Source organism: Streptomyces sp. NPDC096046, from assembly GCF_040303285.1.
Taxonomy (GTDB): domain Bacteria; phylum Actinomycetota; class Actinomycetes; order Streptomycetales; family Streptomycetaceae; genus Streptomyces.
Map to the genome: position 1 here is coordinate 145,996 of NZ_JBEOSZ010000004.1, position 21,198 is coordinate 167,193.

General features: G+C 71.1%; 20 protein-coding genes and 3 pseudogenes. 15 read left to right on the forward strand and 8 right to left on the reverse strand.

Going from position 1 to position 21,198, the window contains the following annotated elements; all coding sequences use genetic code 11:
- Positions 1-95 precede the first annotated feature (95 nt).
- The 4 genes and pseudogenes from ABTX62_RS05675 to ABTX62_RS05690 form a co-directional block, all read left to right on the forward strand.
- The gene (locus ABTX62_RS05675) at positions 96-1,052 is read left to right on the forward strand and encodes a GlxA family transcriptional regulator (protein ID WP_352114975.1); all 957 of its coding nucleotides are present in this window, start codon (positions 96-98) and stop codon (positions 1,050-1,052) included.
- Positions 1,053-1,162: 110 nt separating this feature from the next.
- Positions 1,163-2,161: a type I glyceraldehyde-3-phosphate dehydrogenase gene (gene gap, locus ABTX62_RS05680; RefSeq protein WP_352114976.1), complete on the forward strand. Its 999-nt coding sequence runs from the start codon at positions 1,163-1,165 to the stop codon at positions 2,159-2,161.
- A gap of 274 nt (positions 2,162-2,435) precedes the next feature.
- A complete protein-coding gene (locus ABTX62_RS05685) occupies positions 2,436-2,639 on the forward strand; it encodes a cold-shock protein (protein WP_107458844.1) in 204 nt (67 codons plus the stop codon).
- Positions 2,640-2,740: 101 nt separating this feature from the next.
- A pseudogene (locus ABTX62_RS05690) lies at positions 2,741-2,992 on the forward strand (aldehyde dehydrogenase family protein); the annotation flags it as partial.
- A 429-nt stretch (positions 2,993-3,421) separates the two neighbouring features.
- Here ABTX62_RS05690 and ABTX62_RS05695 read toward each other — a convergent pair.
- A complete protein-coding gene (locus tag ABTX62_RS05695; RefSeq protein ID WP_352114977.1) occupies positions 3,422-3,991 on the reverse strand; it encodes a DUF6328 family protein in 570 nt (189 codons plus the stop codon).
- A 340-nt stretch (positions 3,992-4,331) separates the two neighbouring features.
- On the opposite strand from ABTX62_RS05695, the gene ABTX62_RS05700 reads away from it, so the two are divergent.
- Complete coding sequence (locus ABTX62_RS05700; protein ID WP_352114978.1) at positions 4,332-5,378, forward strand: glucose 1-dehydrogenase; 1,047 nt, start codon at positions 4,332-4,334, stop codon at positions 5,376-5,378.
- A 34-nt stretch (positions 5,379-5,412) separates the two neighbouring features.
- Positions 5,413-5,916: a gluconokinase gene (locus tag ABTX62_RS05705; protein WP_352114979.1), complete on the forward strand. Its 504-nt coding sequence runs from the start codon at positions 5,413-5,415 to the stop codon at positions 5,914-5,916.
- Between the two features lie 113 nt (positions 5,917-6,029).
- Here ABTX62_RS05705 and ABTX62_RS05710 read toward each other — a convergent pair.
- The 3 genes and pseudogenes from ABTX62_RS05710 to ABTX62_RS05720 form a co-directional block, all read right to left on the reverse strand.
- Positions 6,030-6,131: pseudogene (locus ABTX62_RS05710) on the reverse strand (IS5/IS1182 family transposase); the annotation flags it as partial.
- Positions 6,132-6,187: 56 nt separating this feature from the next.
- Positions 6,188-6,337 carry a hypothetical protein gene (locus tag ABTX62_RS05715; protein ID WP_352114980.1) on the reverse strand — a complete coding sequence of 50 codons (150 nt, stop codon included), beginning with the start codon at positions 6,335-6,337 and terminating at the stop codon, positions 6,188-6,190.
- 66 nt (positions 6,338-6,403) lie between these two features.
- Positions 6,404-6,901, reverse strand: a complete 498-nt coding sequence (locus ABTX62_RS05720) for a peptidylprolyl isomerase (RefSeq protein ID WP_352114981.1) — start codon at positions 6,899-6,901, stop codon at positions 6,404-6,406.
- 119 nt (positions 6,902-7,020) lie between these two features.
- On the opposite strand from ABTX62_RS05720, the gene ABTX62_RS05725 reads away from it, so the two are divergent.
- From ABTX62_RS05725 to ABTX62_RS05750, 7 genes and pseudogenes are all read left to right on the forward strand, one after another.
- Positions 7,021-7,278, forward strand: coding sequence for a hypothetical protein (locus tag ABTX62_RS05725; RefSeq protein ID WP_352114982.1), 258 nt, complete (start codon positions 7,021-7,023; stop codon positions 7,276-7,278).
- Positions 7,279-7,359: 81 nt separating this feature from the next.
- Positions 7,360-7,956, forward strand: a complete 597-nt coding sequence (locus ABTX62_RS05730; protein WP_352114983.1) for a dihydrofolate reductase family protein — start codon at positions 7,360-7,362, stop codon at positions 7,954-7,956.
- 156 nt (positions 7,957-8,112) lie between these two features.
- Positions 8,113-8,288: pseudogene (locus ABTX62_RS37850) on the forward strand (winged helix-turn-helix domain-containing protein); the annotation flags it as partial.
- A 169-nt stretch (positions 8,289-8,457) separates the two neighbouring features.
- Complete coding sequence (locus ABTX62_RS05735) at positions 8,458-8,898, forward strand: pyridoxamine 5'-phosphate oxidase family protein (protein WP_352114984.1); 441 nt, start codon at positions 8,458-8,460, stop codon at positions 8,896-8,898.
- Positions 8,899-9,073: 175 nt separating this feature from the next.
- Entirely contained in the window at positions 9,074-9,946 is an 873-nt protein-coding gene (locus ABTX62_RS05740) for a universal stress protein (RefSeq protein ID WP_352114985.1), read from the forward strand.
- 320 nt (positions 9,947-10,266) lie between these two features.
- Positions 10,267-10,395 carry a hypothetical protein gene (locus tag ABTX62_RS05745; RefSeq protein WP_352114986.1) on the forward strand — a complete coding sequence of 43 codons (129 nt, stop codon included), beginning with the start codon at positions 10,267-10,269 and terminating at the stop codon, positions 10,393-10,395.
- 16 nt (positions 10,396-10,411) lie between these two features.
- Entirely contained in the window at positions 10,412-10,930 is a 519-nt protein-coding gene (locus tag ABTX62_RS05750) for a flavodoxin domain-containing protein (protein WP_352114987.1), read from the forward strand.
- Here ABTX62_RS05750 and ABTX62_RS05755 read toward each other — a convergent pair.
- The gene (locus ABTX62_RS05755) at positions 10,923-11,300 is read right to left on the reverse strand and encodes an STAS domain-containing protein (protein WP_502997906.1); all 378 of its coding nucleotides are present in this window, start codon (positions 11,298-11,300) and stop codon (positions 10,923-10,925) included. The two genes, ABTX62_RS05750 and ABTX62_RS05755, sit on opposite strands and share 8 nt — an antisense overlap.
- A 468-nt stretch (positions 11,301-11,768) precedes the next feature.
- Between ABTX62_RS05755 and ABTX62_RS05760 the strand changes: the two genes are divergently transcribed.
- Together ABTX62_RS05760 and ABTX62_RS05765 are read left to right on the forward strand one after the other, a co-directional pair.
- A complete protein-coding gene (locus ABTX62_RS05760) occupies positions 11,769-12,458 on the forward strand; it encodes a response regulator (protein ID WP_352114989.1) in 690 nt (229 codons plus the stop codon).
- 223 nt (positions 12,459-12,681) lie between these two features.
- Entirely contained in the window at positions 12,682-14,415 is a 1,734-nt protein-coding gene (locus ABTX62_RS05765) for a sensor histidine kinase (protein ID WP_352114990.1), read from the forward strand.
- Positions 14,416-14,538: 123 nt separating this feature from the next.
- On the opposite strand, the gene putP is transcribed toward ABTX62_RS05765, so the two are convergent.
- The 3 genes from putP to ABTX62_RS05780 form a co-directional block, all read right to left on the reverse strand.
- A complete protein-coding gene (putP, locus tag ABTX62_RS05770) occupies positions 14,539-18,117 on the reverse strand; it encodes a sodium/proline symporter PutP (protein WP_352114991.1) in 3,579 nt (1,192 codons plus the stop codon).
- Positions 18,118-18,277: 160 nt separating this feature from the next.
- A complete protein-coding gene (locus ABTX62_RS05775; RefSeq protein WP_352114992.1) occupies positions 18,278-19,402 on the reverse strand; it encodes a hypothetical protein in 1,125 nt (374 codons plus the stop codon).
- Positions 19,399-21,063: a serine/threonine-protein kinase gene (locus ABTX62_RS05780; protein WP_352114993.1), complete on the reverse strand. Its 1,665-nt coding sequence runs from the start codon at positions 21,061-21,063 to the stop codon at positions 19,399-19,401. Before ABTX62_RS05780 ends, ABTX62_RS05775 begins: the two co-directional genes overlap by 4 nt.
- Positions 21,064-21,198: the final 135 nt, after the last annotated feature.

The following is a 21,198-nucleotide window of genomic DNA, read 5'->3' on the forward strand; positions in this document are numbered from 1 at the left end:
CTCATGCCACGTGCGGAACCAGCGGTGGACCGCACTGCGAAGTCGGGCCCGGGCGGTGAACGTGACGACGTCACGTCCCACGTAGCCTCGTTCCCATGCCGGCCTCCCGACTGCACCGCGTCGCCGTCCTGGTACTCGAGGGCGCCAAGCCGCTCGATGTCGGTATCCCCGCGCAGGTGTTCACGACCCGCGCGAGCATGCCGTACGAGGTGCGGGTGTGCGGGGCGACACCCGGTCTCGTGACCGGCGGCGATGGCCTGTCCTACGCCGTCGCCCACGGCCTGGACGCGCTGGCGTGGGCCGACATCGTCTTCGTCCCGGGCTACCGGCACCCGGACCGCGAGGACCCGCCGCGCGCCGTCGTGGACGCACTGATCGCCGCCCATGCGCGGGGCGCGCGGCTCGCCGCCATCTCGACGGGGGCCTTCGCCCTCGCCGCCACGGGCCTGCTCGACGGCAGGCGCGCCACGACACACTGGCACTACACGCGGGCGCTCATGGCCGGGCACCCCCTCGTCCAGGTCGACGAGAACGTCCTGTTCGTCGACGAGGGCAGTGTGCTCACCTCGGCCGGCGCCGCCTCGGGCATCGACCTGTGCCTGCACATCCTGCGCGGCGACCTGGGGGTGGCCGCGTCCAACCACGCGGCGCGCCGCCTGGTGGCGGCCCCCTACCGCAGCGGCGGCCAGGCGCAGTATGTGCCGCGCAGCGTCCCCGAGCCGCTCGGTGAGCGCTTCGGCGCCACCCGTGAGTGGGCGCTGCACCGACTCGGTGAGCCCCTTTCCCTCGACGTACTGGCACAGCAGGCCGGGGTGTCGGCGCGTACCTTCTCCCGGCGCTTCGTCGAGGAGACCGGCTACACCCCGATGCAGTGGGTGATGCGCGCCCGCATCGACCTGGCCCGCGAACTGCTGGAGCGCTCCGAGCGCAGCGTCGAACAGATCGCCGCCGACGTCGGCCTCGGTACGGGGGCGAACCTGCGCCTGCACTTCCAGCGCATCCTGGGCACCACCCCGAGCGAGTACCGGCGCACCTTCACCCGGGGCGAGTAGCACCTGTCGCGCGACCCTGTGGCGGGATCCTTTTGAACCGTGGCGATCGCGCCACTGTCGGCTGCGTGGGACACGGGCGAGCCTGGTGGCGAAGGGAAGGGACATCACTCATGACTCGCATCGCCATCAACGGATTCGGCCGCATCGGACGCAATGTGCTGCGCGCCCTGCTGGAGCGCGACAGCTCCCTCGAGGTCGTCGCCGTCAACGACCTCACCGAGCCCGCCACGCTCGCCCGGCTGCTCGCCTACGACAGCACGGCCGGCCGGCTCGGGCGCCCGGTGGCCGTCGAGGGGGACGCCCTCGTCGTCGACGGCCGTCGGATCACGGTGCTGGCCGAGCGCGAACCGGCTCAGCTGCCCTGGGCCGAACTCGGCGTCGACATCGTCCTGGAAGCCACGGGCCGCTTCACCTCGGCCAAGGCCGCCCGCGCCCATCTCGACGCGGGCGCGAAGAAGGTGCTCGTCAGCGCGCCCTCGGACGGCGCCGACGTCACCCTCGCCTTCGGGGTCAACAGCGACGCCTACGACCCGGAGCTGCACACGATCGTCTCGAACGCCTCCTGCACCACCAACGCACTCGCCCCGCTGGCCAAGGTGCTCGACGACCTCGCCGGTATCGAGCACGGGTTCATGACGACGGTGCACGCCTACACGCAGGAGCAGAACCTGCAGGACGGTCCGCACCGTGACGCCCGTCGAGCCCGGGCCGCCAGCGTCAACATCGTGCCGACCACGACCGGCGCCGCCAAGGCGATCGGGCTGGTGCTGCCGAACCTCGACGGCAAGCTGTCGGGCGACTCGATCCGCGTACCCGTGCCGGTCGGCTCGATCGTCGAACTCAACACGACGGTCGCCCGCGAGGTGACCCGCGAGGACGTGCTCGCGGCCTACCGAGCCGCGGCGCAGGGTCCGCTCGCCGGGATCCTGGAGTACTCCGACGACCCGCTCGTCTCCTCCGACATCGTGGGCAACCCCGCCTCGTCCGTCTTCGATTCGGCTCTCACCCGCGTCGACGGCCGCCATGTGAAGGTGGTCGCCTGGTACGACAACGAGTGGGGCTTCTCGAACCGTGTGATCGACACGCTGCAGTTCCTCGCCACCCGCTGACCGGACGCCATCGGCATGAGCTGACGCCGAGATCGCGCCGGATGTCCGACCGACACTCCGGCAGTCGGCCCAGCCCGGCCCGGCCCGGCTCCGCCGCCCGCTTTTCCGCGCCCTGCTGCACCGCGCGTGGGAGGCGGGTTTGGCGAGAGGTGTGTCGTCGGTCGGATAAGCAGGGTGATCGGGGGTAGAACGGCTTCTGGCTCGTGCAGGTGCAAGGGCTGGAGCAGGCCCGCGGTGAAGGGCTGCTCCCTGGTTTGAACGAAGGATCGATGGTATGGCCAGCGGCACCGTGAAGTGGTTCAACTCTGAGAAGGGCTTCGGCTTCATCGCACAGGACGGCGGGGGCCCGGACGTCTTCGCGCACTACTCCGAGATCCAGGGCAACGGGTACCGCGAGCTGACCGAGGGCGAGCACGTCACCTTCGACATCGGCCAGGGACAGAAGGGTCCGCAGGCGCAGAACATCGTCCGCGGCTGAGCGGGCACCACTGGCACGGAGCGAGGCGGCCGCCGGACCGGCGGCCGCTTCGCTCCGTGCCGCGGCGCGTCTGCGCGGCACGCACACTCACACCCCTCGCGGAGATCTTCGGTCCCATCCTGCCGATCGTCACCGTCCCCGGCCTCGACGAGGCGCTCGACTTCATCAACGACCGGGACAAGCCGCTCGCCCGAACGCGACGTCGATTCGCCGCCGAGACCTCCTCGGGAGGCTTGGGGTACGGCCTGCCGCTCGCCCATCCCACCGTCTCCGACCTGCCCTTCGGGGGCGTGGGGGAGAGCGGCATGGGCAACTACCACGGCCGTTACTCCATCGAGACCTTCAGCCACCGGGGGGAGAAGGGTGCGGCACTCACCAATGGGCGATCGCACCGTATGAGTGTGCGGTCGGTGCCCCTGGCACCAGGCGGAGCCGGGCCCACGCAGGTCATGCGTCGAGGGCCCGCGTGTGCGCGGCTGGTCGACCATCGAGCGAGCCCGGACTCCCCGGACGAGGACTCCCCCTGAAACAGCCGAGCAGTAGCCCACTTGGAGGCGCGACACCTTCCACGCCCTCCTTCTCTGGACCTCAGCGGTTCTCCCGTGTGGTGGCGCGAGGCGGGCTGAAAAGGCTCCTCGGGGCCTGCCGCGTCATCATCCGAGCGGCGAGTCGGTGCGTCACAGGGGACCGGCCGCCGGTCCCGGCCTGCCGGGCCCGGGCGAGGCACGGCCGCGTCACGGCATCCGCTGGGGAAGCCTCGCCCGTGTCGAACCCCGCGGGTGTTACGCCCCGTCGGGCCGGGAGCGCCGAGCGGCGCGGCGTCGCAGACCCAGCGGCAGCGCGTACCAGCACAGGGCGAACCACAGCATGACCCCACCGGCGAGCACTTCGGCCAGCACGCCGGGGATGACGACACGGAGGATCAGCAGAAGGGTGCAGCCGATGGTCAGCGCGAGAAGGACCATGCCGCACATCATCAAGCGGCCGGCGGCTTCCACCACCTCGTCCTTCATGCGCTGGCCGGACAGGAAGCGGTGGATGGAGACGGGTGCTATGAGCGTTCCCGTCGCTGCCGCGCCGAGCACCACGGTCGTGACGTAGATGACGCGATCGAACGTCTCCAGCTCCCGGAACAGCGGGGTGAAAGCCACGCTGAGCAGGAACCCGAAGAGGATCTGTACGCCCGTCTGGGTGACCCGTGTCTCCTGAAGGATCTCGTTCCACCGCCGGTTGATCCGTTCACGCGCAGTTTCCGGCGTCTCGGCGCCGGGGGCAGAGCTCTGGCTGTCGTGGCCTGCGCTGCAGGCGGTGTGGCGTCCCGGCGGCTGAACCGGCTGCTCCGTCATGGTCATGGCATCCTCCACATTTCCAGGAGAACCGCTTGCCCCGACCGGATCCCTTTCATACAGGTCGGGGGCATGGACGGGGTTGGTCTGACTGTGGCGAGGGCGCGGCAAGACACCACGGGCCCGGTACCGGCGCCGGGCCGGGGTGCCGACGACGAAGTGCGGGTACGCCCTCGACGAGTGCTGCCGCGGTGGCCGAGGCCGATGGGCCGCTCGGCCTGATCGAAGGTGCCCCGTCGTGTTTCCGGTGCCGACAGCCAGGTACTGAAACGCTCTGAGTGGGACAGACGGCCAGACGGCGGCGCCTCGCCATCCTGCGCCGCCCGAGAGAGGGACGAGGTGGGCGATGCGTGCGGTCACGGTGCGGCCCGGCGCCAAGGACTCCGTAGAGGTGGGGGAGGTCCCCGACCCCGTCCCGGCTGACGGAGACCTGCTGGTGGACGCCCTGGCGGTGGGGGTGTGCGGGACGGACAAGGAGATCGCCCGAGGCGAGTACGGTACGGCCCCACCAGGCGGTGAGCGGCTGGTCCTGGGGCACGAGTCCCTCGGGCGGGTGCGGCAGGCGCCACCCGGCAGCGGCTTCTCGGCCGGTGACCTCGTCGCCGGAGTGGTGCGTCGTCCGGACCCCGAACCGTGCGGGGCGTGCGCCCGTGGGGAGTTCGACATGTGCCGCAACGGCCGCTACACCGAACGCGGCATCAAGGAGCTCGACGGTTACGGGTCCGAGGCGTGGCGCGTGGAGGCCGAATACGCGGTGAAGCTGGAGCCGCATCTGGACCGCGTCGGTGTGCTCATGGAGCCGACCACCGTGGTGGCGAAGGCGTGGGAGCAGGTGGAGCGGGTGGGTGCCCGTTCGTGGTTCGAGCCGCAGCGCGTCCTGGTGACAGGCGCCGGGCCCATCGGCCTGCTCGCCACCCTCCTGGGCATCCAGCGGGGCTTGGAAGTACACGTGCTGGACCGCGTCACCGAAGGCCCCAAGCCCGGCCTGGTCCGGGACTTGGGTGCCACGTACCACGCCAAGGACATCGAGCAGGTCATCTCCGCCGTCTGCCCGGACATCGTCATCGAGGCAACCGGCGCGAACGAGCCCGTGCTCGCCTCGCTGACCGGCACCGCTCCCTACGGAGTGGTGTGCCTGACCGGGGTGTCACCCTCCGGCCGCAGGGCGACCGTGGACGCCGGCGCCGTGAACAGGGAGATCGTGCTGCAGAACGACGCGGTGGTGGGCTCGGTCAACGCCAACCTGCGCCACTACCGACAGGCCGCCGACGCCCTGGCCGAGGCAGATCCGGCATGGCTCGAGCGCGTGATCACCCGGCGGGTGCCGCTGGAACGAGCAGCGGAGGCGTTCCGGGAGCAACCGGACGACGTGAAGGTAGTCATCGAGTTCTAGACCGCGGAGACGAAATGCGAAGGGAAGGTTCTGCATGTCGTACGACGGTGCTCCCCTGGTCGTGGTCATGGGCGTGTCAGGTTCGGGGAAGACCACGGTGGGCCGGTCACTGGCCCGCCGTCTGGGTGTCCCCTACGCCGAGGGGGACGACTTCCACCCCCCGAGCAACGTGGCGAAGATGCGGGCCGGTCACCCTCTGGACGACGAGGACCGCCGCCCCTGGCTGGAGCAGATCGGACGATGGCTCGCCGGTCATGCGGACAGCGGCGGGGTGGTGACCTGCTCGGCGCTGAAGCGGCGCTACCGTGACCGGCTGGCATCCGCCGCACCGCGCACCTTCTTCCTGCATCTCGACGGCTCGGCCGAGCTGATCGCCGCACGGATCACCGCCAGAAAGGGCCACTTCATGGCGCCCGAGCTGCTGCACAGCCAGTTCGCCGCCCTCGAACCGATAGGGGAGGACGAAGCGGGGGCGGTCATCCCGATCGACGGCACACCGGAGGAGACCGTCGCCCTCGCCCACGCGGCCGTCACTTAGCCCGGAGGAGTCTCGAAGGACGACATTCGAACCGACGGTTTGCGGGTGCTCAGGTGCTCAGGTGCTCAGGTGCTCAGGTGCACAGGCGGTCGCGGCGAGGGAGGTATCCCGCGGGCTTTGCCGGCCCGCGGGACGGTCTCCCACGCGTCGTCCGCCGACCACCTTCGATGACGGTCGTGAACCGTCCTCCACCTGCCGAAGCGGGGCGGCAGGTCCGCGAACAGCCGGTACGCCTGCGGCTCGTAGGACCCGAACGAAGGGCGAACAGCCGTCACACGCAGCCCGGGGCCGCCATGAGGAGGCTCGTGGCCAGGACGTCACGGTCGCCGTACCGACGACAGCCGCTCAGCCTCGTCCCCTGTGGCGGGAGGGAGCGGGCGTCACCCACCCGCTCGAACAGCTCCCGCAGTTCGTCTCGCACGAGACGCTCAACGATCCCCACGACGCCAGACCGCCGAACAGCCCGATGGAGACTGACCTCTTACGGTCAGAGAGTCCCGCAGTCGGCGATGGTGATGGTGGCCGAGGTACGGCCGGACCGCGAGCCGTAGCTCTCGATCTTCCGCACGAGCTCCATGCTGCCCTCGTCGGCGACCTCGCCGAAGACGACGTGCTTTCCGTCGAGCCACGACGTCACGATCGTGGTGATGAAGAACTGCGAGCCGTTGGTGTTCGGGCCGGCGTTGGCCATGGAGAGCTGGCCGGGCTTGGTGTGCTTGAGCGTGAAGTTCTCGTCGGCGAACTTCTCGCCGTAGATGCTCTTGCCGCCCGTGCCGTCACCACGGGTGAAGTCACCGCCCTGGAGCATGAACTCCGGGATGACGCGGTGGAAGGACGAGCCCTTGTAGCCGAAGCCCTTCTCACCGGTCGCCAGCGCGCGGAAGTTCTCCGCGGTCTTGGGGGCGACGTCGTCGAACAGGTTCATGTTGATCCGGCCGGCGGGAACGCCGTCGATGGTGATGTCAAAGAAAACCTTGATAGTCATGCCCCCATCTTGACATCCGGCACCCTCCAGAACGGTCCCGGGCACCCCGGGCACCCCTCCGGGCCTTTTCTGAACCCGCGACCGTCTCCTCTTCGCTCGGTGGTCGAGGCATCACCGGCGTGATCGTCACCGTCACCGCCGGCACGCCGGCCGCCTCCGCGGCCCCGCTCGGCTTCGGAACCGGCGCCGTGGCCTTGTCGTCGCTGGTCTGGCGCCAGCACCGGGACTTCGACGAGGTACGTGAGACAGGCGCGGAGTCGCGGCTGACCGGAGCCGGGAGGACGGGGTGGGAGCGGGTCCGGCTGCAGGCTGTGGACTGCTTCGAATGCGGGGAGAAAGGCGACACGGTGGTTCGCCCGGTCGATCGGGTGCCATGATCGCTCAGCGACCCCGCACCTTGGCCACGCCCCGGAGACCACGGGTCGCACCGCGACAGCGGACTGACGGAAGGAACGTGCGTGCGCAGACTCGTCTACTATGTTGCCACCACTCTCGATGGCTTCGTCGCCGGGCCGGACGGCGCGGATCCCACCGGCCCCAACGGCTTCTGGCCCATGCAGGAGGACTACATACAACACCTCGTCACCGAGTATCCGGAGACGTTACCCGCCCATGCGCGGCAGGCACTGTCCGTCACGGCGGGGGGCACCCGCTTCGATACCGTTCTCGAGGGCCGGCGCAGCTACGAGATCGGTCTCGCGGCTGGAATCACCGACGCCTACCCCCACTTGCGGCATCTCGTGTTCTCCCGAACCCTGACCGAGGTTCCCGGCCCGGCCGTCGAACTGGTCGCCGACGACCCGGTGGCGACCGTGCGGGAGCTCAAGCACCAGGATGGCAAGGACATCTGGCTACTCGGCGGCGCCGAGCTGGCGGGGTCCCTGTACGGCGAGATCGACGCGATGATCCTCAAACTGGGCCCGCTCACCATCGGCGACGGGATCCCGCTGTTCTCCCGCAAGGCAGCCTTCGACCCGCGGACCTGGACACTCGAGGACCACACCGCCCTGAAGAGCGGTGCGGTTCTCCTGAGCTACACACGGGCCACGAGCTGAGTGCCCCGGGCCGACGGCGCCGGTGCGAGGCCACACGTGTGCATGCTCATAGCGTCAGGCAAGCGCCGCGTGGCCGCAACCGACGTTTCCTCCTCACAGGTGATGGTGACTTCACTGTGGACGCGTCCCGGTGTCATGCGGACGGTTCAATGGTCCGCCGTACACGGCTGGGTCGAGGAGCCGGCGATGGACTCTGGACCGCATCGCCACGGTGATCGCGCGGCCCTTCCACGTCCGCTTCAGCTCCGTGCAGACCTGGCGCATCGTGCGCGCAGGGCGGGAGCGAGCGGATCCCGGAGCGCCGGGCGGTCGAACGTGACGCGAATGCGGTGGCCACCGTGGATCGTGGAGACGCGGCGGCGCCACTCCTGGCGGACGGAAGGCGGTCGGGACCTGTAGTCGGTGACGCGGGGACCGATCGGCCCTGGTTCGGTCATGCCGTTCCGCCCGAGGATGGGGGCACGCACCATCAGGAGCACCGGGTGAGAGACGAGATGGCAGATGTACTCCGACGACGGATTTCGTGAGCTGAACCGGCAGGAGTGCCTGCGCCTTCTGGCCGAGGCGCCCGTGGGGCGCGTCGTGTTCACCCGGCAGGCGCTGCCTGCCGTGCTCCCCGTCGATTTCCGCCTGGCCGACGACGGGGCGGTTCTGCTGTGCGCCTCGGTGACATCCGAGCTTGCGAGCGCCATCGCGGGGGCGGTGGTGGCCTTCGAGGCCGACGAGTTCGACACGCACACCCGTGCGGGCTGGAGCGTTGTGGTCACCGGCACGGCCACCCTGGTCACCGACCCTGCCGAACACACTAGGCTCCTGCGAGAAGGACCAAGATCCTGGACACCCGCCCCTCAGGAGATCTTCGTCCGTGTGGATCCGGAACTGGTGACCGGACGGGCCCTGGCGGGCGGACGCACCCTGGACGGGGTCGAACTCCCGCCGTAGGACGGCGGGCGACCGGTCACCGAGCCGGACTGCGGGGTGTCCGGCGTCCTGCGGTAGGAGGAGCAGGTCACCTGGACCGTCACGGACCCGCCGCGACGGAGCCTTGCCCAGTCGCCCGCGGCTCCCCGACGGGCCGGACTGCCGAAACCCCTCAGCCCGGGAGAGGATGGAGACCATGGGCAGGCCCATCGTCGTCGGCGTGGACGGTTCCGAGTCCAGCCTGAGGGCCGTGGACTGGGCGGTCGACGAGGCCGCGTTGCACGCACTGCCGTTGCATGTGGTGTACGCGTCACTCTGGGAGCGCTACGAGCGTGCCGTCTTTCCCACGAGCCCGGGCAGGACGGAGCAGATACTCACCGACGTGCTCGTGGTGGCTGCGGCCGAACGTGCCGGCCGGCGATGTCCCGGCATGACGATCACCACCGAGGTCGTGCCCGCAGGGCCGGTGCCCGTACTCCGTCATGCCGCACGCAAGGCCTCCGCGCTCGTCCTGGGCTCCCGCGGTCGTGGGAGCACCGCGGAACTGCTGCTGGGCTCGGTCAGCCTGGCCGTCGCCGGGCGGGCCGAAGGCCCGGTGATCGTCGTCCGCGGCGTACCGGACGGCCCGGTCGAGGCCCGGCTCCATGGCCGTCGCGTCGTCGTGGGGGTGCCCGACGAACCGGACGGCTCGGCGGCCATGCGTTTCGCCTTCCGTGAGGCGGACCGACGTGACCTTCCGCTGGAGGCCGTCCGGGCCTGGCACCGGCACGCACATGAGCCGACCGACCACGTTCCGGTTCCCGGCGAACCCGCGGAGGTGCACCGGCGACGCGCCGTCGAGGCATGGGAGACCGCGCTGCGCGCACCCGCCGAAGAGTTCCCGGACGTCGAGGTGCGTCAGCGGATCGTCGAGGGCCGTGCCCGCACCGCCCTTCTCGATGCCTCGGCCGATGCGGCACTCCTCGTGATCGGTGCGCGGCATCCCGACGGACGCTTCGACCTGCACATCGGCCGTGTGACCCACGCCGTGCTGCACCACGCCGCCTGCCCCGTGGGAGTGGTCCCGTAGCGGATATGATCCCGCCCTGGTCCTCGACCACCAGGGCCCATCGGCCCCAGGACGGCCCGGTCGGCCCCTGGGACGGTGCCGCGGGCCGGGGGATGCTCGAAACGTCCTGGAAGGCTCCGAGGGGACCGCCATGACGAACGACGCGCTCGACCGGACCCCGTCTCGCGCCCTGGGCGGTATCTCTCGCGGACGGCGCCGACGAGGTGTGTGTGCGTGCCCTGCGGCTGATGCCGCGCAACATCGTCGTCTGCGTCACCGAAGGGCCGGGTCATGCTCGCCGGCGAGCTGGAACGCAGGAGCGAAAGGTGCCCGCCGTCGCCATGACCTGTCAGATCGACGGGGTGGTCGCGGTCGCCGAACGGCTCGCCTGGCGGCTGGACGACACGCGTCTTCGGTCGGACGAGCAGACACTGCACGGCGCGGCCGACGACTGGCTGCGTGAAGGGTGACAGGAGGCGGACCGTCATGATGAAGAACGTGCTGATCGCGTACGGAACGACGAACGGATCCACCGCGGAGATCGCCGAGTTCGTCGCCGAGGTCCTGCGCGGGGACGGGCTGAGGGCCGAAGCTCTCCCGGCCCGTTCGGTGTCCGATCTGACGTCGTACGACGCCGTGGTGGTCGGCGGAGGCCTGTACGCCGGTCGCTGGCACAAGGACGCTCGCCGTTTCGTGCGGCGCCACCGCAAGGCATTGAGCGAACGCCCGCTGTGGTTGTTCAGCAGCGGACCGCTCGACCCTTCGGCCTCGGAGCGCGACCTCCCACCGGCACCCGGCGTGAAGAAGGCCATGACCGGCCTCGACACCACGGATCACGTCACCTTCGGCGGCTGCCTCAAGGAAGGCGCAAAGGGCTGGGTCGCCCGGATGATCATCCGCAACGGGAAGGGCGGTGACTTCCGCGATTTCGAGCGGATCGAGGCATGGGCGGCGCGGATCGGCCGGGAACTGCGGTCCGACGGACACGGGCGCGGTGTCACCTGATCGCAGTGCTCTCCGGCAACGTGCCGGCCAGGGCCTCCGGCATCACCGGAAGCACCTCGAAGTCTCCGGCCAGTCCGGCAAGCCGCAGAACACGCAGGAGTGACGGACTGTCGCTGACCAGACGCAACCGACCGCGCCGCGCCAGCACGCGGTTGCGCACCCGGCACAGCACGCCCAGTCCCGCGCAGTCGATGAAGGACACGGGGCGCAGATCCAGTACCAGGTCGAGGCCGGTGCGGCCCGTCAGCGCGTCCAGACGCGTTCTCAGGGCCGGCGCCGTGGCCAGGTCGATCTCGCCGGTCAGCGTCACGACGTCTGCCCTTCGCTCCGGCGACTGCGGGAGGACGGACCTGCTGGAGATGTCAGCCATGGTCAGAGCAAAGCCGGGCGGCCGGACGTGCGGTAGGGCCGTTCGGTCCCGCCCGCGAGGCCGGGGGGACCTTCGCGGCGCGCGGCAGAGGGCGTGGCGTCGTGGACGCGTCCCTCCACCGGCCGGTGGGGCCGACCGGCGTCGCGGAGCCGGAGCCACCGGGTGCCCGGCAGGCCCCCTTCAGAGGGACACATCGACATGACGCCGGGTGACGGCCGAAGTCCAGGGCGTTCGGGCCTGACCACGGCCCTGGCCGGCCCGGGTGCTCCGGGCGGTGCTTTCCGGCACCCGTGGGCGGTCGCCGGTGTCGCCCGGTGCGACAAAGAGGGAGGATCGAGGGAGAGGGCAACAGGGCCGACCGGCCCTGGCCTTCCTGCCCGCGAACGAGGAGGATCCGATCCGTACCGCGCCAAGGAACCGGGTACGGACACGGACACCGGGACGAAACGCTGAACAAGGAGCATGAACATGGCGGACGGCGAGCAGCCCGGCCACGACGACCGGATCCGGGTCTTCCTGCTGGACGACCACGAGGTCGTACGGCGCGGCGTGCACGACCTGCTGAACGACGAACCGGACATCACCGTGGTCGGCGAGGCCGGCACCGTCGAGCAGGCTCTGGTGCGTGTGCCCGCCCTGCGTCCTCAGGTCGCGATTCTCGACGTCCGCCTGCCCGACGGCGACGGCGTGTCCGTGTGCCGCGAACTCCGTTCGAGCATGCCCGACCTCGCGTGTCTGATGCTGACCTCCTTCGACGACGAAGAGGCGCTGCTGGACTCCATCATGGCCGGCGCCTCCGGATACGTGCTGAAGCAGATCCAGGGCTCCGACCTGGTCTCCGCCGTGCGCACGGTGGCCCGGGGCCAGTCCCTGCTCGACCCGAGCGCCACCACGAAGCTGATGGCCCGGTTGCGGGGAGGCCGGCAGGAGGAGGATTCCGATGCCCTTCCCGGGCTGACCGAGCGCGAGCGGGAAATCCTGGCGCTGATCGGCGAGGGGCTGACCAATCGCCAGATCGGACAGCGTCTCTACCTCGCCGAGAAGACGGTGAAGAACCACATCTCCCGCCTCCTGGCCAAGCTCGGCGTCGAACGGCGCGTCCAGGCGGCCGTCATCGCCACCCAGGCCCAGGACCGGCTCAAGGGCGACAGCCGCTGAGGCCGGCCGGGTCGTCCGACACCGAAGGGAGCCGCACCCACCGGCCGCCCGGCTTCCCCACCACCCGGCGTCCCGCCTCTGACGGACGCGACCGCACCGCCCACGCCTGTCTCCGTCCCGGTCACCTGCCTTGATCTCGTACCGTTCGCCCCCGCGCCCCGATACCGTGGCAGCAGTGGGATCGACGGCCCGCGACACGGTAGGACGACCAGGAGGACCGGGCGTGGAAAGTTCCGCGGAATCGCGGGAAGCACGGGTACGGCTTCCCCAGTTGCGGCTGGACGAGCTGCTGGAGGAGTTGCAGGCCCGCCTCGATGCCGCACGGGGTACGCGGGACCGGGTCCACAGCCTGCTCGAGGCGGTGCTGTCGGTCGGCCGCGAGCTGGACCTCGAGCAGGCGCTGTACAGCATCGTGCAGGCCGCGGCGGTTCTCGTCGACGCCCGGTACGCCGCGCTCGGAGTCATCGGCCCGGACGGCAAACGGCTGTCCGACTTCCTCACCGTCGGTCTCACCGAGGAGCAGATCACTCGGATCGGCCATTACCCGGAAGGCCACGGCATTCTGGGGGAGCTGATCCGTCACCCCGAGCCCCTGCGGCTGGTCAAGCTCTCCGAGCACACCGCCTCGTACGGCTTCCCGCCCAACCATCCGCCGATGAACACCTTCCTCGGTGTCCCGATCCGCGTGCGCGACCAGGTTTTCGGCAATCTGTACCTGACCGAGAAGCGAGGCGGAGCGCAGTTCGACGAGGACGACGAGTCGGTTCTCTCCACCCTCGCCGTCGCGGCCGGCGTCGCCATCGACAACGCCCGCCTGTACGAGGAGTCACGGCGGCGGGAGCGTTGGTTGCAGGCGAGCGCGGAGATCACGCACGCCATCATGTCCGGCAGCGAACGGGACGGCGTCCTGCGCCTGATCGCCGAGCGGGCCATGGACATCACGGGGGCCGCCCTGGCCGTGGTGGCGGTGCCGATGGAAGGCACCGGCACCCTCACGGTGGAGCTGGCCATCGGGGAGGAAGCCGAGACCCACAGCGGGATGGTGCTGCCCGTCGAGAAGAGCCTGATCGGTCAGGCGTTCTCGGAAGCCGCCACGATCACCAGCCCGGATGTCTCCCAGGACGAACGGGTCTCCTCGGGCCCGCGGCGCTTCATCGGCCTCGGCCCTGCCGTCGCCGCACCCATCGGCAGTGGCGACGGTGTCCGCGGTGTCGTGCTGCTGGTCCGCGAGACGGGCCAGACGGTGTTCCTCGAGCAGGAGACGGAACCGCTCAAGGCCTTCGCCGCCCAGGCCGCGGTGGCGATGGAACTCGCCGAGCGCCGCCAGGCCGCCCAGCAGATCGCGCTCCTGGAAGACCGCGACCGCATCGCCCGGGACCTGCACGATCTGGCGATTCAGCGGCTCTTTGCCACCGGCATGACACTGCAGAGCGCCGGCCGTTTCATCGAGCACCCCGAGGCCTCCGAGCGGGTGGTGCGGGCGGTGGACGACCTGGACGAAACCATCAAGATCATCAGGTCGACGATCTTCGGCCTGCGTTCGCGGGAGAGCGCGGCCGGCACAGGTCTGAGGGCCCGGGTCGTGCGGGCCGTCGGCGAGGCCGCGCCCGTACTGGGCTTCGCCCCGAGCCTGCGCATGGAGGGGCTGCTGGACACGCAGGTGCCGAAGGAGACGGCCGACCATCTGATGGCGGTCCTTTCCGAAGCCCTGACCAATGTGGCCCGGCACGCGCGGGCGGGCGGCGCCGAGGTCGTACTGGCGACGGACGGCCGTGAGGTGCGGCTGGAGGTGTCCGACAACGGCGTGGGCATCGCCGCTGAGGGACGCCGCAGCGGGTTGGGCAACATGGCCGAACGCGCCCGGCAGTTGGGCGGCGAACTGGACTGGACCTGCCCGGACGGCGGAGGTACCGCGTTGGTCTGGCGAGTCCCGGTGGGTGACCGCGGGGACCGGTGATGCCGACGGCCCTCCTCCCGGCCGTCTCGCTGACCGCCGTCCTCGACCAGGGCAAGGTGCCGGCCGTGTGGATCGATACCCTCGTGGACGGGCGTGCCGTACCGGCTTGCGGGCCGCGCGCCCTCAGTCGAGCGGGTCGGCCGGGACGGCCTGCTCCGTCCAGATGACCTTGCCGGTCGTCGTGTAGCGGGTCCCCCAGCGCTGGGCGAGCTGGGCCACGATCAGCAGTCCTCGCCCTCCCTCGTCGGTGGTCCGGGCATGGCGCAACCGTGGTGAGGTGCTGGCGCCGTCGGAGACCTCGCAGATCAGGACGCGGTCCCGGATCAGGCGCAGTTCGACCGGTCCGGTCGCGTGGCGGAGGGCATTGGTGACCAGTTCGCTGACGATGAGTTCCGAGGTGAAGGTCAGGTCGGGCATGCCCCACGCGTCCAGTTGCCGACCGACGAGACCACGGGCGTGGGCGACTGCGGCCGGATCGCCGGGCAGGTTCCAGGAGACGACCTGGTCCGGGGCCAGGACCCGGGTCCGGGCGAGAAGCAGGGCCACGTCGTCGGACGGTGGGCCGGTCAGCAGGGCGTCCACCGTGCCCTGGCCGATCTCCTCCAGTGCCGGCCCGCGCGCCCCGAGGGCTTCGCCCAGCCGGTTGAGACCCACGTCGATGTCCCGGTCGTAGGTCTCGATGAGGCCGTCCGTGTAGAGGGCGAGGAGTGTCCCCTCGGCCAGCTCCACTTCGGTGGACTCGAAGGGGAGGTAGCCGAGCCCCAGGGGTGGTCCGGCGGGCAGGTCGAGAATGTCGGTGGTGCCGTCGGAACCGACGATCACGGGCGGCAGGTGGCCGGCCCTGGCCAGCGTGCACCGTCTGCTGACCGGGTCGTACACGGCGTACAGGCAGGTGGCCCCGAGGAACGCGGTGCCCGCGCTCTCGTCACCGGCCGCCGTGACCTTGCCGTCGTACGGGCCCAGATGGCCGATGACGAGATCGTCGAGATGGGCCAGCAGCTCGTCCGGAGACAGGTCCAGGTCGGCGAGCGTGCGCACGGCGGTGCGCAGGCGGCCCATGGTCGCCGCCGCGTTCATGCCATGCCCGACGACGTCCCCGACGACCAGGGCGACCCGGGCCCCGGAGAGCGGGATCACGTCGAACCAGTCACCGCCCACACCGCTGGGGGCGTCCGCGGGCAGGTACCAGGACGCCACCTCCAGCGCGGAGCCTCCGGCCAGCTCCTGGGGCAGCAGGTAGCGCTGCATGGAGCGGGCCGCGGCGCGTTCGCGGGTGAAGCGGCGCGCGTTGTCGACGGACACGGCGGCCCGGGACACGAGCTCCTCGGCGAGCCGCACGTCGTCGTCCTCGAACGGGCCGGTGCGATCGGTGCGGGCGAACGTCGCCACCCCGAGCGTGACGCCCCGCGCCCGCACCGGCACCACCATCACCGAGCGGAAGTCGAAGTCGCGGAAGGTCGAGCCCAGCGACTCGTCCTCGGTCACCCAGGCGCTGGCCGAAAGGTCGAGCATCCGCTCCACCAGGGTCCGGCTCTCCTGCAGGCACCGGGTCACCGGCGACAAGGCAGCACGCCTGACCGTTTCTCCCACGGCCAGGCTCGCCTCCGGACAGCCCTCGAGCACCGACTGCTGGCCGGCGCGGCGGATGACGGGTGTCATGCCCACCGGGCCCGGCGCCGGCTCCTCGCCTCTCATGACCGAGTCCAGCAGATCGACGGCGACGAACTCGGCGACGGACGGCACCGCCTCGTCCGCCAGTTCCTGCGCTGTCCGCGTCACCTCCAGCGTGCTGCCGATCCGCGCACCGGCGTCGTTGAGCAGAGCCAGGCGTTCCTGGGCCCGCCACCGCTCGGTGACGTCGACGACCATGTAGGAGACGCCGACGGTGCGGCCCTTGCGGTCCCTCATGACGAAGAAGGAGGCGGAGCGGGCGCGCATCAGGTCGGGGGCCAGGTGGCTGGGGGCGCGGTACTCGTGGTCCAGCACCGGTTCCCCGGTTTCGAGGACCTTGCGCATGCGGTCCTCGAAGGCTTCGGCCTCCGCCTGCGGCAGCACGTCCCTCACCTGTCGTCCCAGGCGTCGTTCGAGGGGGACGAGACGCTCCAGTGGTTCGTTCACCCAGACGTAGCGCAGGTCCGCGTCCAGGACGGCCATGCCGATGGGCGCGTCGTTGAGGAACGGCGTCACCATCAGCTGGCTCACGCCTCCGTTCGGCATCCGCCAGAAGGCGCGCTTCGGCGGCCGGCCGACGAATCTGCCGAAGAGAAGTGCGGCGGCCGTGGCGACCAGGACGCCCGGCACCATCTCGTAGATGCCCGACTCCAGGGGGCCGAGGAGCGGGTTGATCTGGTCCCACCACAGGACCGTGCCCGCGCCCGACACGATTCCGGCCATGGCGCCGGCCCAGGTCATGCGCGGCCAGTACAGGGAGAGGAGCACCACCGGGCCGAAGGCGGCTCCGAAGCCCGCCCAGGCCTGCCCGACGATGTCCAGCAGTCCGCCGCCCCTGAGCGCGATGGTGTAGGCCACCAGGATCACCACGACGACGGCGCACCGGCCGACCAGCACCAGTGTCCGGTCCCCGGCCCGCCGGTGGAGGAACGCGCGGTAGAAGTCCTCGGTGAGGGCGGTCGACGACACGAGGAGCTGGCTGTCGGCGGTCGACATGATCGCGGCCAGGACGGCGATCAGTATCACTCCGGCGACCCAGGGGGTGAGCAGGGTCCGGGCCAGGGCGATGTACACCGTGTCCGGTTCACCGAGCGGCGCGCCCGGCTGGGCGATGCCGACCAGGCCGACGAGGGTGGCGCCGGCGAGTACGACGGCGACCCAGACGGTGCCGATCCGGCGGGCCGCCGGGATCGCACGGGTGCTGCGGATGCCCATGAAGCGGGCCAGGATGTGCGGCTGGCCGAAGTAGCCGAGGCCCCAGGCGAGCAACGAGATCATGGCCACGACTCCGAGTGCCCCGCCGGCCGACCACTGACCGTCCGCGTAGCCGACCCGGGCCCCCATGTCGAGCAGCTCGGGGGCTTCGCGGTCGAGGGAGTCCTCCAGGGCCCCGAAGCCGCCGAGCACCGTGACAGCGGTCAGGGGGAGCACGACCAGCGCGAGGAGCATCAGGCTCCCCTGCATCACATGCGTCATGCTCACGGCGAGGAAGCCGCCCAGGCAGGCGTAGACGACGATCAGCAGGGCGGTCAGGGTCACCCCGACGCCGAAGCGGAGGTCGAAGACCTGCTCGAACAGCAATCCGCCGGCCACCAGGCCACTGGCCACGTAGACGGTGAAGAACACCAGGGTGACGGCGGCCGACACCACGCGGAGCATCCGGGTGCGGTCCTCGAACCGCTCCTCCAGATAAGCCGACAGGCTCACGGCGTTCTCGGCGCGTTCGGTGTAGGTACGCAGCCGTGGTGCGACGAAGAGCCAGTTGAGGTAGGTGCCGATCACCAGGCCGACGGCGATCCAGCTGGCACCGAGGCCCGCCGCGTACACCGCTCCGGGCAAGGCGAGGAACAGCCAGCCCGACATGTCGCTGGCGCCCGCCGACAGGGCTGCGACGAAGGCGTTGAGTCTGCGGCCGCCGAGGGCGAAGTCGGTGAAGGTGCGAGTGCGGGTGTACGCCCAGACACCGATCCCGATCATGGCGGCCACGTACACGAGGAACGTGGTCAGGATCGGCGCACTCACATCGAACATGTGTTCCTCGCCCGCGAGGGTCATGGGAGGGGCATGGCCATCGGCACGCCTGGCATTTTGTCTTGCCTTCGGTACAAATGTACAGATCCGGGCTGCGAGGGACCGCTGGGTGCGTCCGCCGCTCGTGGTCGGTACCGGGGTCGGACGGGGCGAGCGGCGGTCAGGGGCACGCGTACGTGAAACGGGTGGTGGCCGTGCGCTCGATCGGCGACAGGATGCGCAGTTCGGCCCGGGCCGTGAGGCGCCCCGGTCCCTGGAAGGTCCACCGCAGATGCAGCCGTGCCCGCTTCTGTCCGCGGACCATCTTTTCCTCCAGCACGCCCGAGGCGGTGCCGTCGCTGCGGACCCAGCGGTAGGAAAGGGTGCCCGGGCGGCCGTTCGTGGTGACGAGGGCGACGATGGACGCGGTGCCGTCGCAGTCGAGTTCCGCCGGCCTGGCCGTGACCGTGGCCGCGCTGACGGTGAGAGGCGGCCCGAGCCGTTGCCAGGCGAGGAGTGCGAGGACGCAGAGCACCACGAGCACGGGCAGCGCGTGTCTGCGCGGCCGGCGCGGCCGGGGTGGGGGAGCCGGGGTGGCGGCGAGCATCCGGTGGGTGCGGTGCCCGACGGTGGCGGTCACGCCCGGGCCGAAGCGAAGCACGGTGCCCTCGACGCGGTCGGGCGGCACCGGCCGTTTCAGCGCCGCGTGGTCGACGAGGGTCTCGTCACGTTCGGGACGCTCGATCCAGTGGCTGGCCAGCACGGTGGCGCTGTACTCGGCGTCGGCCGAGCCCGGCTCGTCCCCCGGGGCGCGGCTGCCGACGGGCCGGAGATCCCCGCGCGGGGCGCGGCCGTCGGCGGCCCTGAGGTCCCGGGTCGTGCCGAGTACGCGGGTGGCAGCGCCCTCTTCGGCCGCCGGTACGAGCACCTCGGTCCGCTCGTCCGCGGTCGGCGGCATGCGGGTCGGTCGGCTGGTGGTGGGCGGTACGTGGGTGGGTTCTTCGGTGGTTGGCGGGGTCTGGTTCGGTGGGCCGGTGGTGGGCGGTACGTGGGTGGGTTCTTCGGTGGTTGGCGGGGTCTGGTTCGGTGGGCCGGTGGTGGGCGGTACGTGGGTGGGCTCTTCGGTGGTTGGCGGGGTCTGGCTCGGTGGGCCGGTGGTGGGCAGTACGTAGGTGGGCTCGTCCGTGGTCGGCGAGGGCTGGGTCGGTCGGCCGGGCAGCACCTCGGTGGGCTCGTCGGCGGATCTCGGGGGACCGATGGGATCGCAGGGGGGCGGGGGACCGTGGTCGTCATCGTGTGCGGTCATCGGAGGTCGCACCGCCTGGTGAGGAGCTGCTGTGAGGCGCTCCCGTCGGCGGCGGCCGGGGTCGTGGTGGCCTGGACCGCCCAGTAACAGTCCAGGGTCTGGAACGTGTGGTCGACGGTGAGCGTGTACTGGGTGGCGCCGCTGCGCTCGAAGGTCTGGGACGCACCGTCCGGGGTGCCCAGCCGGCCCACTGTGCGGCTCGTGAACCAGGAGACCGTGATCGAGACCGGGCCGGTGCCGTCCGTGGTGATGCCGATGGTGGCGGTGGCGGTCACGGGACCTGTCTGCCGAAACGGCGACACCACGGCGTCCTTGACGGTGGGCGCGGCAGGCGGGGCGGGCGTCGTGGTCGTGGGGCCCGTGGGGGTCACCGCACCGGTCGGGCCGCCGGGCGCGGTGGTCTCCTCGCCCCCGGAGGGGGTGGCGGCGGCCGTGGGTTCGTCCGGACCGGAGGGCGTCGGCGCCGAGGGCGATGGGGTGAGTGACGGCGAGGGCCCGGCCGACTCGGCGGGCGTGGTGGACGCCGACGGCGGCGAGGAGCCTGTGGGACCGGGCGGAGCGGCCGGCCCGCGGCCGGGCTGAGGGCTGGTGGTGGCCAGGGCCAGGGCCGACCGCTGCGCGGCGGTCCCCGGGTCGAACGGGGCCCCGAGGGCCAGGAGGACACCGAGAGCCGCGGCGGCGGCCGACACGAGCAGCCCCGGGCGGCCGGGCAGCCATGACTGCGCCGGGCCCTGTCCCGGCTGACGGCGCAGAACCGTGCGGGCCGTGTCCGTGGTGCTGTGGGGCGCCTCGCGGGACGAGGGCAGGAGCAGGGCCAGCAGGGCCACCAGGGCGGCGAGCCGGCTCCGGCCGCGTTCCTCCCAGTCAGGGCCGTAAGCGCTGCCGGCGGCGGCCTCCAGTTCCGCGACGAGATCCTCGGCGCGGGCGGGCCGTTCCTCGGGGTTCTTGGCCAGGCCGCGGCGCACCAGGCCCCGCAGTGCCTCGGGGGCCTCCTCGGCCGGCACGGGCGCGTCGACGTGCTGGAGTGCGAGTTCGGCCAGGTTGTCGCCCAGGTACGGCTTGTGGCCCGTCAGGCATTCGAAGAAGGTGGCCGTGGCCGCGTACACGTCGGCGGCGGGGGAGGCGGGCGCGCCGGTCCACTGCTCGGGGGCCATGTAGGAGGGGGTTCCGGCCACGCCCGAGCTGGTGCCCGCGTCCACCGCGATGCCGAAGTCGAGCAGCTTGGAGCATCCGTCCGCCGTGACCAGGACGTTCTCCGGCTTGTAGTCGCGGTGGACGACGCCGACCCGGTGCGCGTCGGCCAGCCCGAGCAACGACCCCTTGAGAATGACGAGCGCGGCCTCGGGGTCGAGCGGGCCCTCCCGCTTCAGCAGCGCACGCAGCGAGACGCCGTCGACCAGCTCCATCACGATGGCGGCGCCGTCCGGGCTCTCCACGTACTCGTACAAGCCGGTGACGTACGCGCTCTCCAGCCCGGCCAGCAGGCGTGCCTCGGCTCGGAAGTCGTGCACGAATCCCGGCCGGGTGCGCAGGGCCTCGCTGAGGTACTTCACCGCGACCGGAATGCCGGTCTCCTCGTGGACGGCCTGGACGACCCGCCCACTCGCCCCTTCCCCGAGTTCGAGCGACCCGGTGTATCCGGGCACTTCCCACCTGTTCATCGCATCCCCCCTGGGCCGTCGTTCCGTGGCGGTCGGCCTCGCGCTCGAAGACACATCTTTCGGCCACTGCGGTTGCGTGGCCAGAAGTATGTGCGAGGCGTGCCCGGACCGTGACAGACCCGCTGGGTGAACGGG

What these genes read in the sequence shown, in the direction of transcription:
- ABTX62_RS05675 (WP_352114975.1), top strand. Translation starts at nt 96, where the DNA reads ATGCCGGCCTCCCGACTGCACCGCGTCGCCGTCCTGGTACTCGAGGGC.
- gap (WP_352114976.1), top strand. Translation starts at nt 1,163, where the DNA reads ATGACTCGCATCGCCATCAACGGATTCGGCCGCATCGGACGCAATGTG.
- ABTX62_RS05685 (WP_107458844.1), top strand. Translation starts at nt 2,436, where the DNA reads ATGGCCAGCGGCACCGTGAAGTGGTTCAACTCTGAGAAGGGCTTCGGC.
- ABTX62_RS05695 (WP_352114977.1), bottom strand. Translation starts at nt 3,991, where the DNA reads ATGACCATGACGGAGCAGCCGGTTCAGCCGCCGGGACGCCACACCGCC.
- ABTX62_RS05700 (WP_352114978.1), top strand. Translation starts at nt 4,332, where the DNA reads ATGCGTGCGGTCACGGTGCGGCCCGGCGCCAAGGACTCCGTAGAGGTG.
- ABTX62_RS05705 (WP_352114979.1), top strand. Translation starts at nt 5,413, where the DNA reads ATGTCGTACGACGGTGCTCCCCTGGTCGTGGTCATGGGCGTGTCAGGT.
- ABTX62_RS05720 (WP_352114981.1), bottom strand. Translation starts at nt 6,901, where the DNA reads ATGACTATCAAGGTTTTCTTTGACATCACCATCGACGGCGTTCCCGCC.
- ABTX62_RS05735 (WP_352114984.1), top strand. Translation starts at nt 8,458, where the DNA reads ATGTACTCCGACGACGGATTTCGTGAGCTGAACCGGCAGGAGTGCCTG.
- ABTX62_RS05740 (WP_352114985.1), top strand. Translation starts at nt 9,074, where the DNA reads ATGGGCAGGCCCATCGTCGTCGGCGTGGACGGTTCCGAGTCCAGCCTG.
- ABTX62_RS05745 (WP_352114986.1), top strand. Translation starts at nt 10,267, where the DNA reads ATGACCTGTCAGATCGACGGGGTGGTCGCGGTCGCCGAACGGCTCGCC.
- ABTX62_RS05750 (WP_352114987.1), top strand. Translation starts at nt 10,412, where the DNA reads ATGATGAAGAACGTGCTGATCGCGTACGGAACGACGAACGGATCCACC.
- ABTX62_RS05755 (WP_502997906.1), bottom strand. Translation starts at nt 11,300, where the DNA reads ATGGCTGACATCTCCAGCAGGTCCGTCCTCCCGCAGTCGCCGGAGCGA.
- ABTX62_RS05760 (WP_352114989.1), top strand. Translation starts at nt 11,769, where the DNA reads ATGGCGGACGGCGAGCAGCCCGGCCACGACGACCGGATCCGGGTCTTC.
- putP (WP_352114991.1), bottom strand. Translation starts at nt 18,117, where the DNA reads ATGTTCGATGTGAGTGCGCCGATCCTGACCACGTTCCTCGTGTACGTG.
- ABTX62_RS05775 (WP_352114992.1), bottom strand. Translation starts at nt 19,402, where the DNA reads ATGACCGCACACGATGACGACCACGGTCCCCCGCCCCCCTGCGATCCC.
- ABTX62_RS05780 (WP_352114993.1), bottom strand. Translation starts at nt 21,063, where the DNA reads ATGAACAGGTGGGAAGTGCCCGGATACACCGGGTCGCTCGAACTCGGG.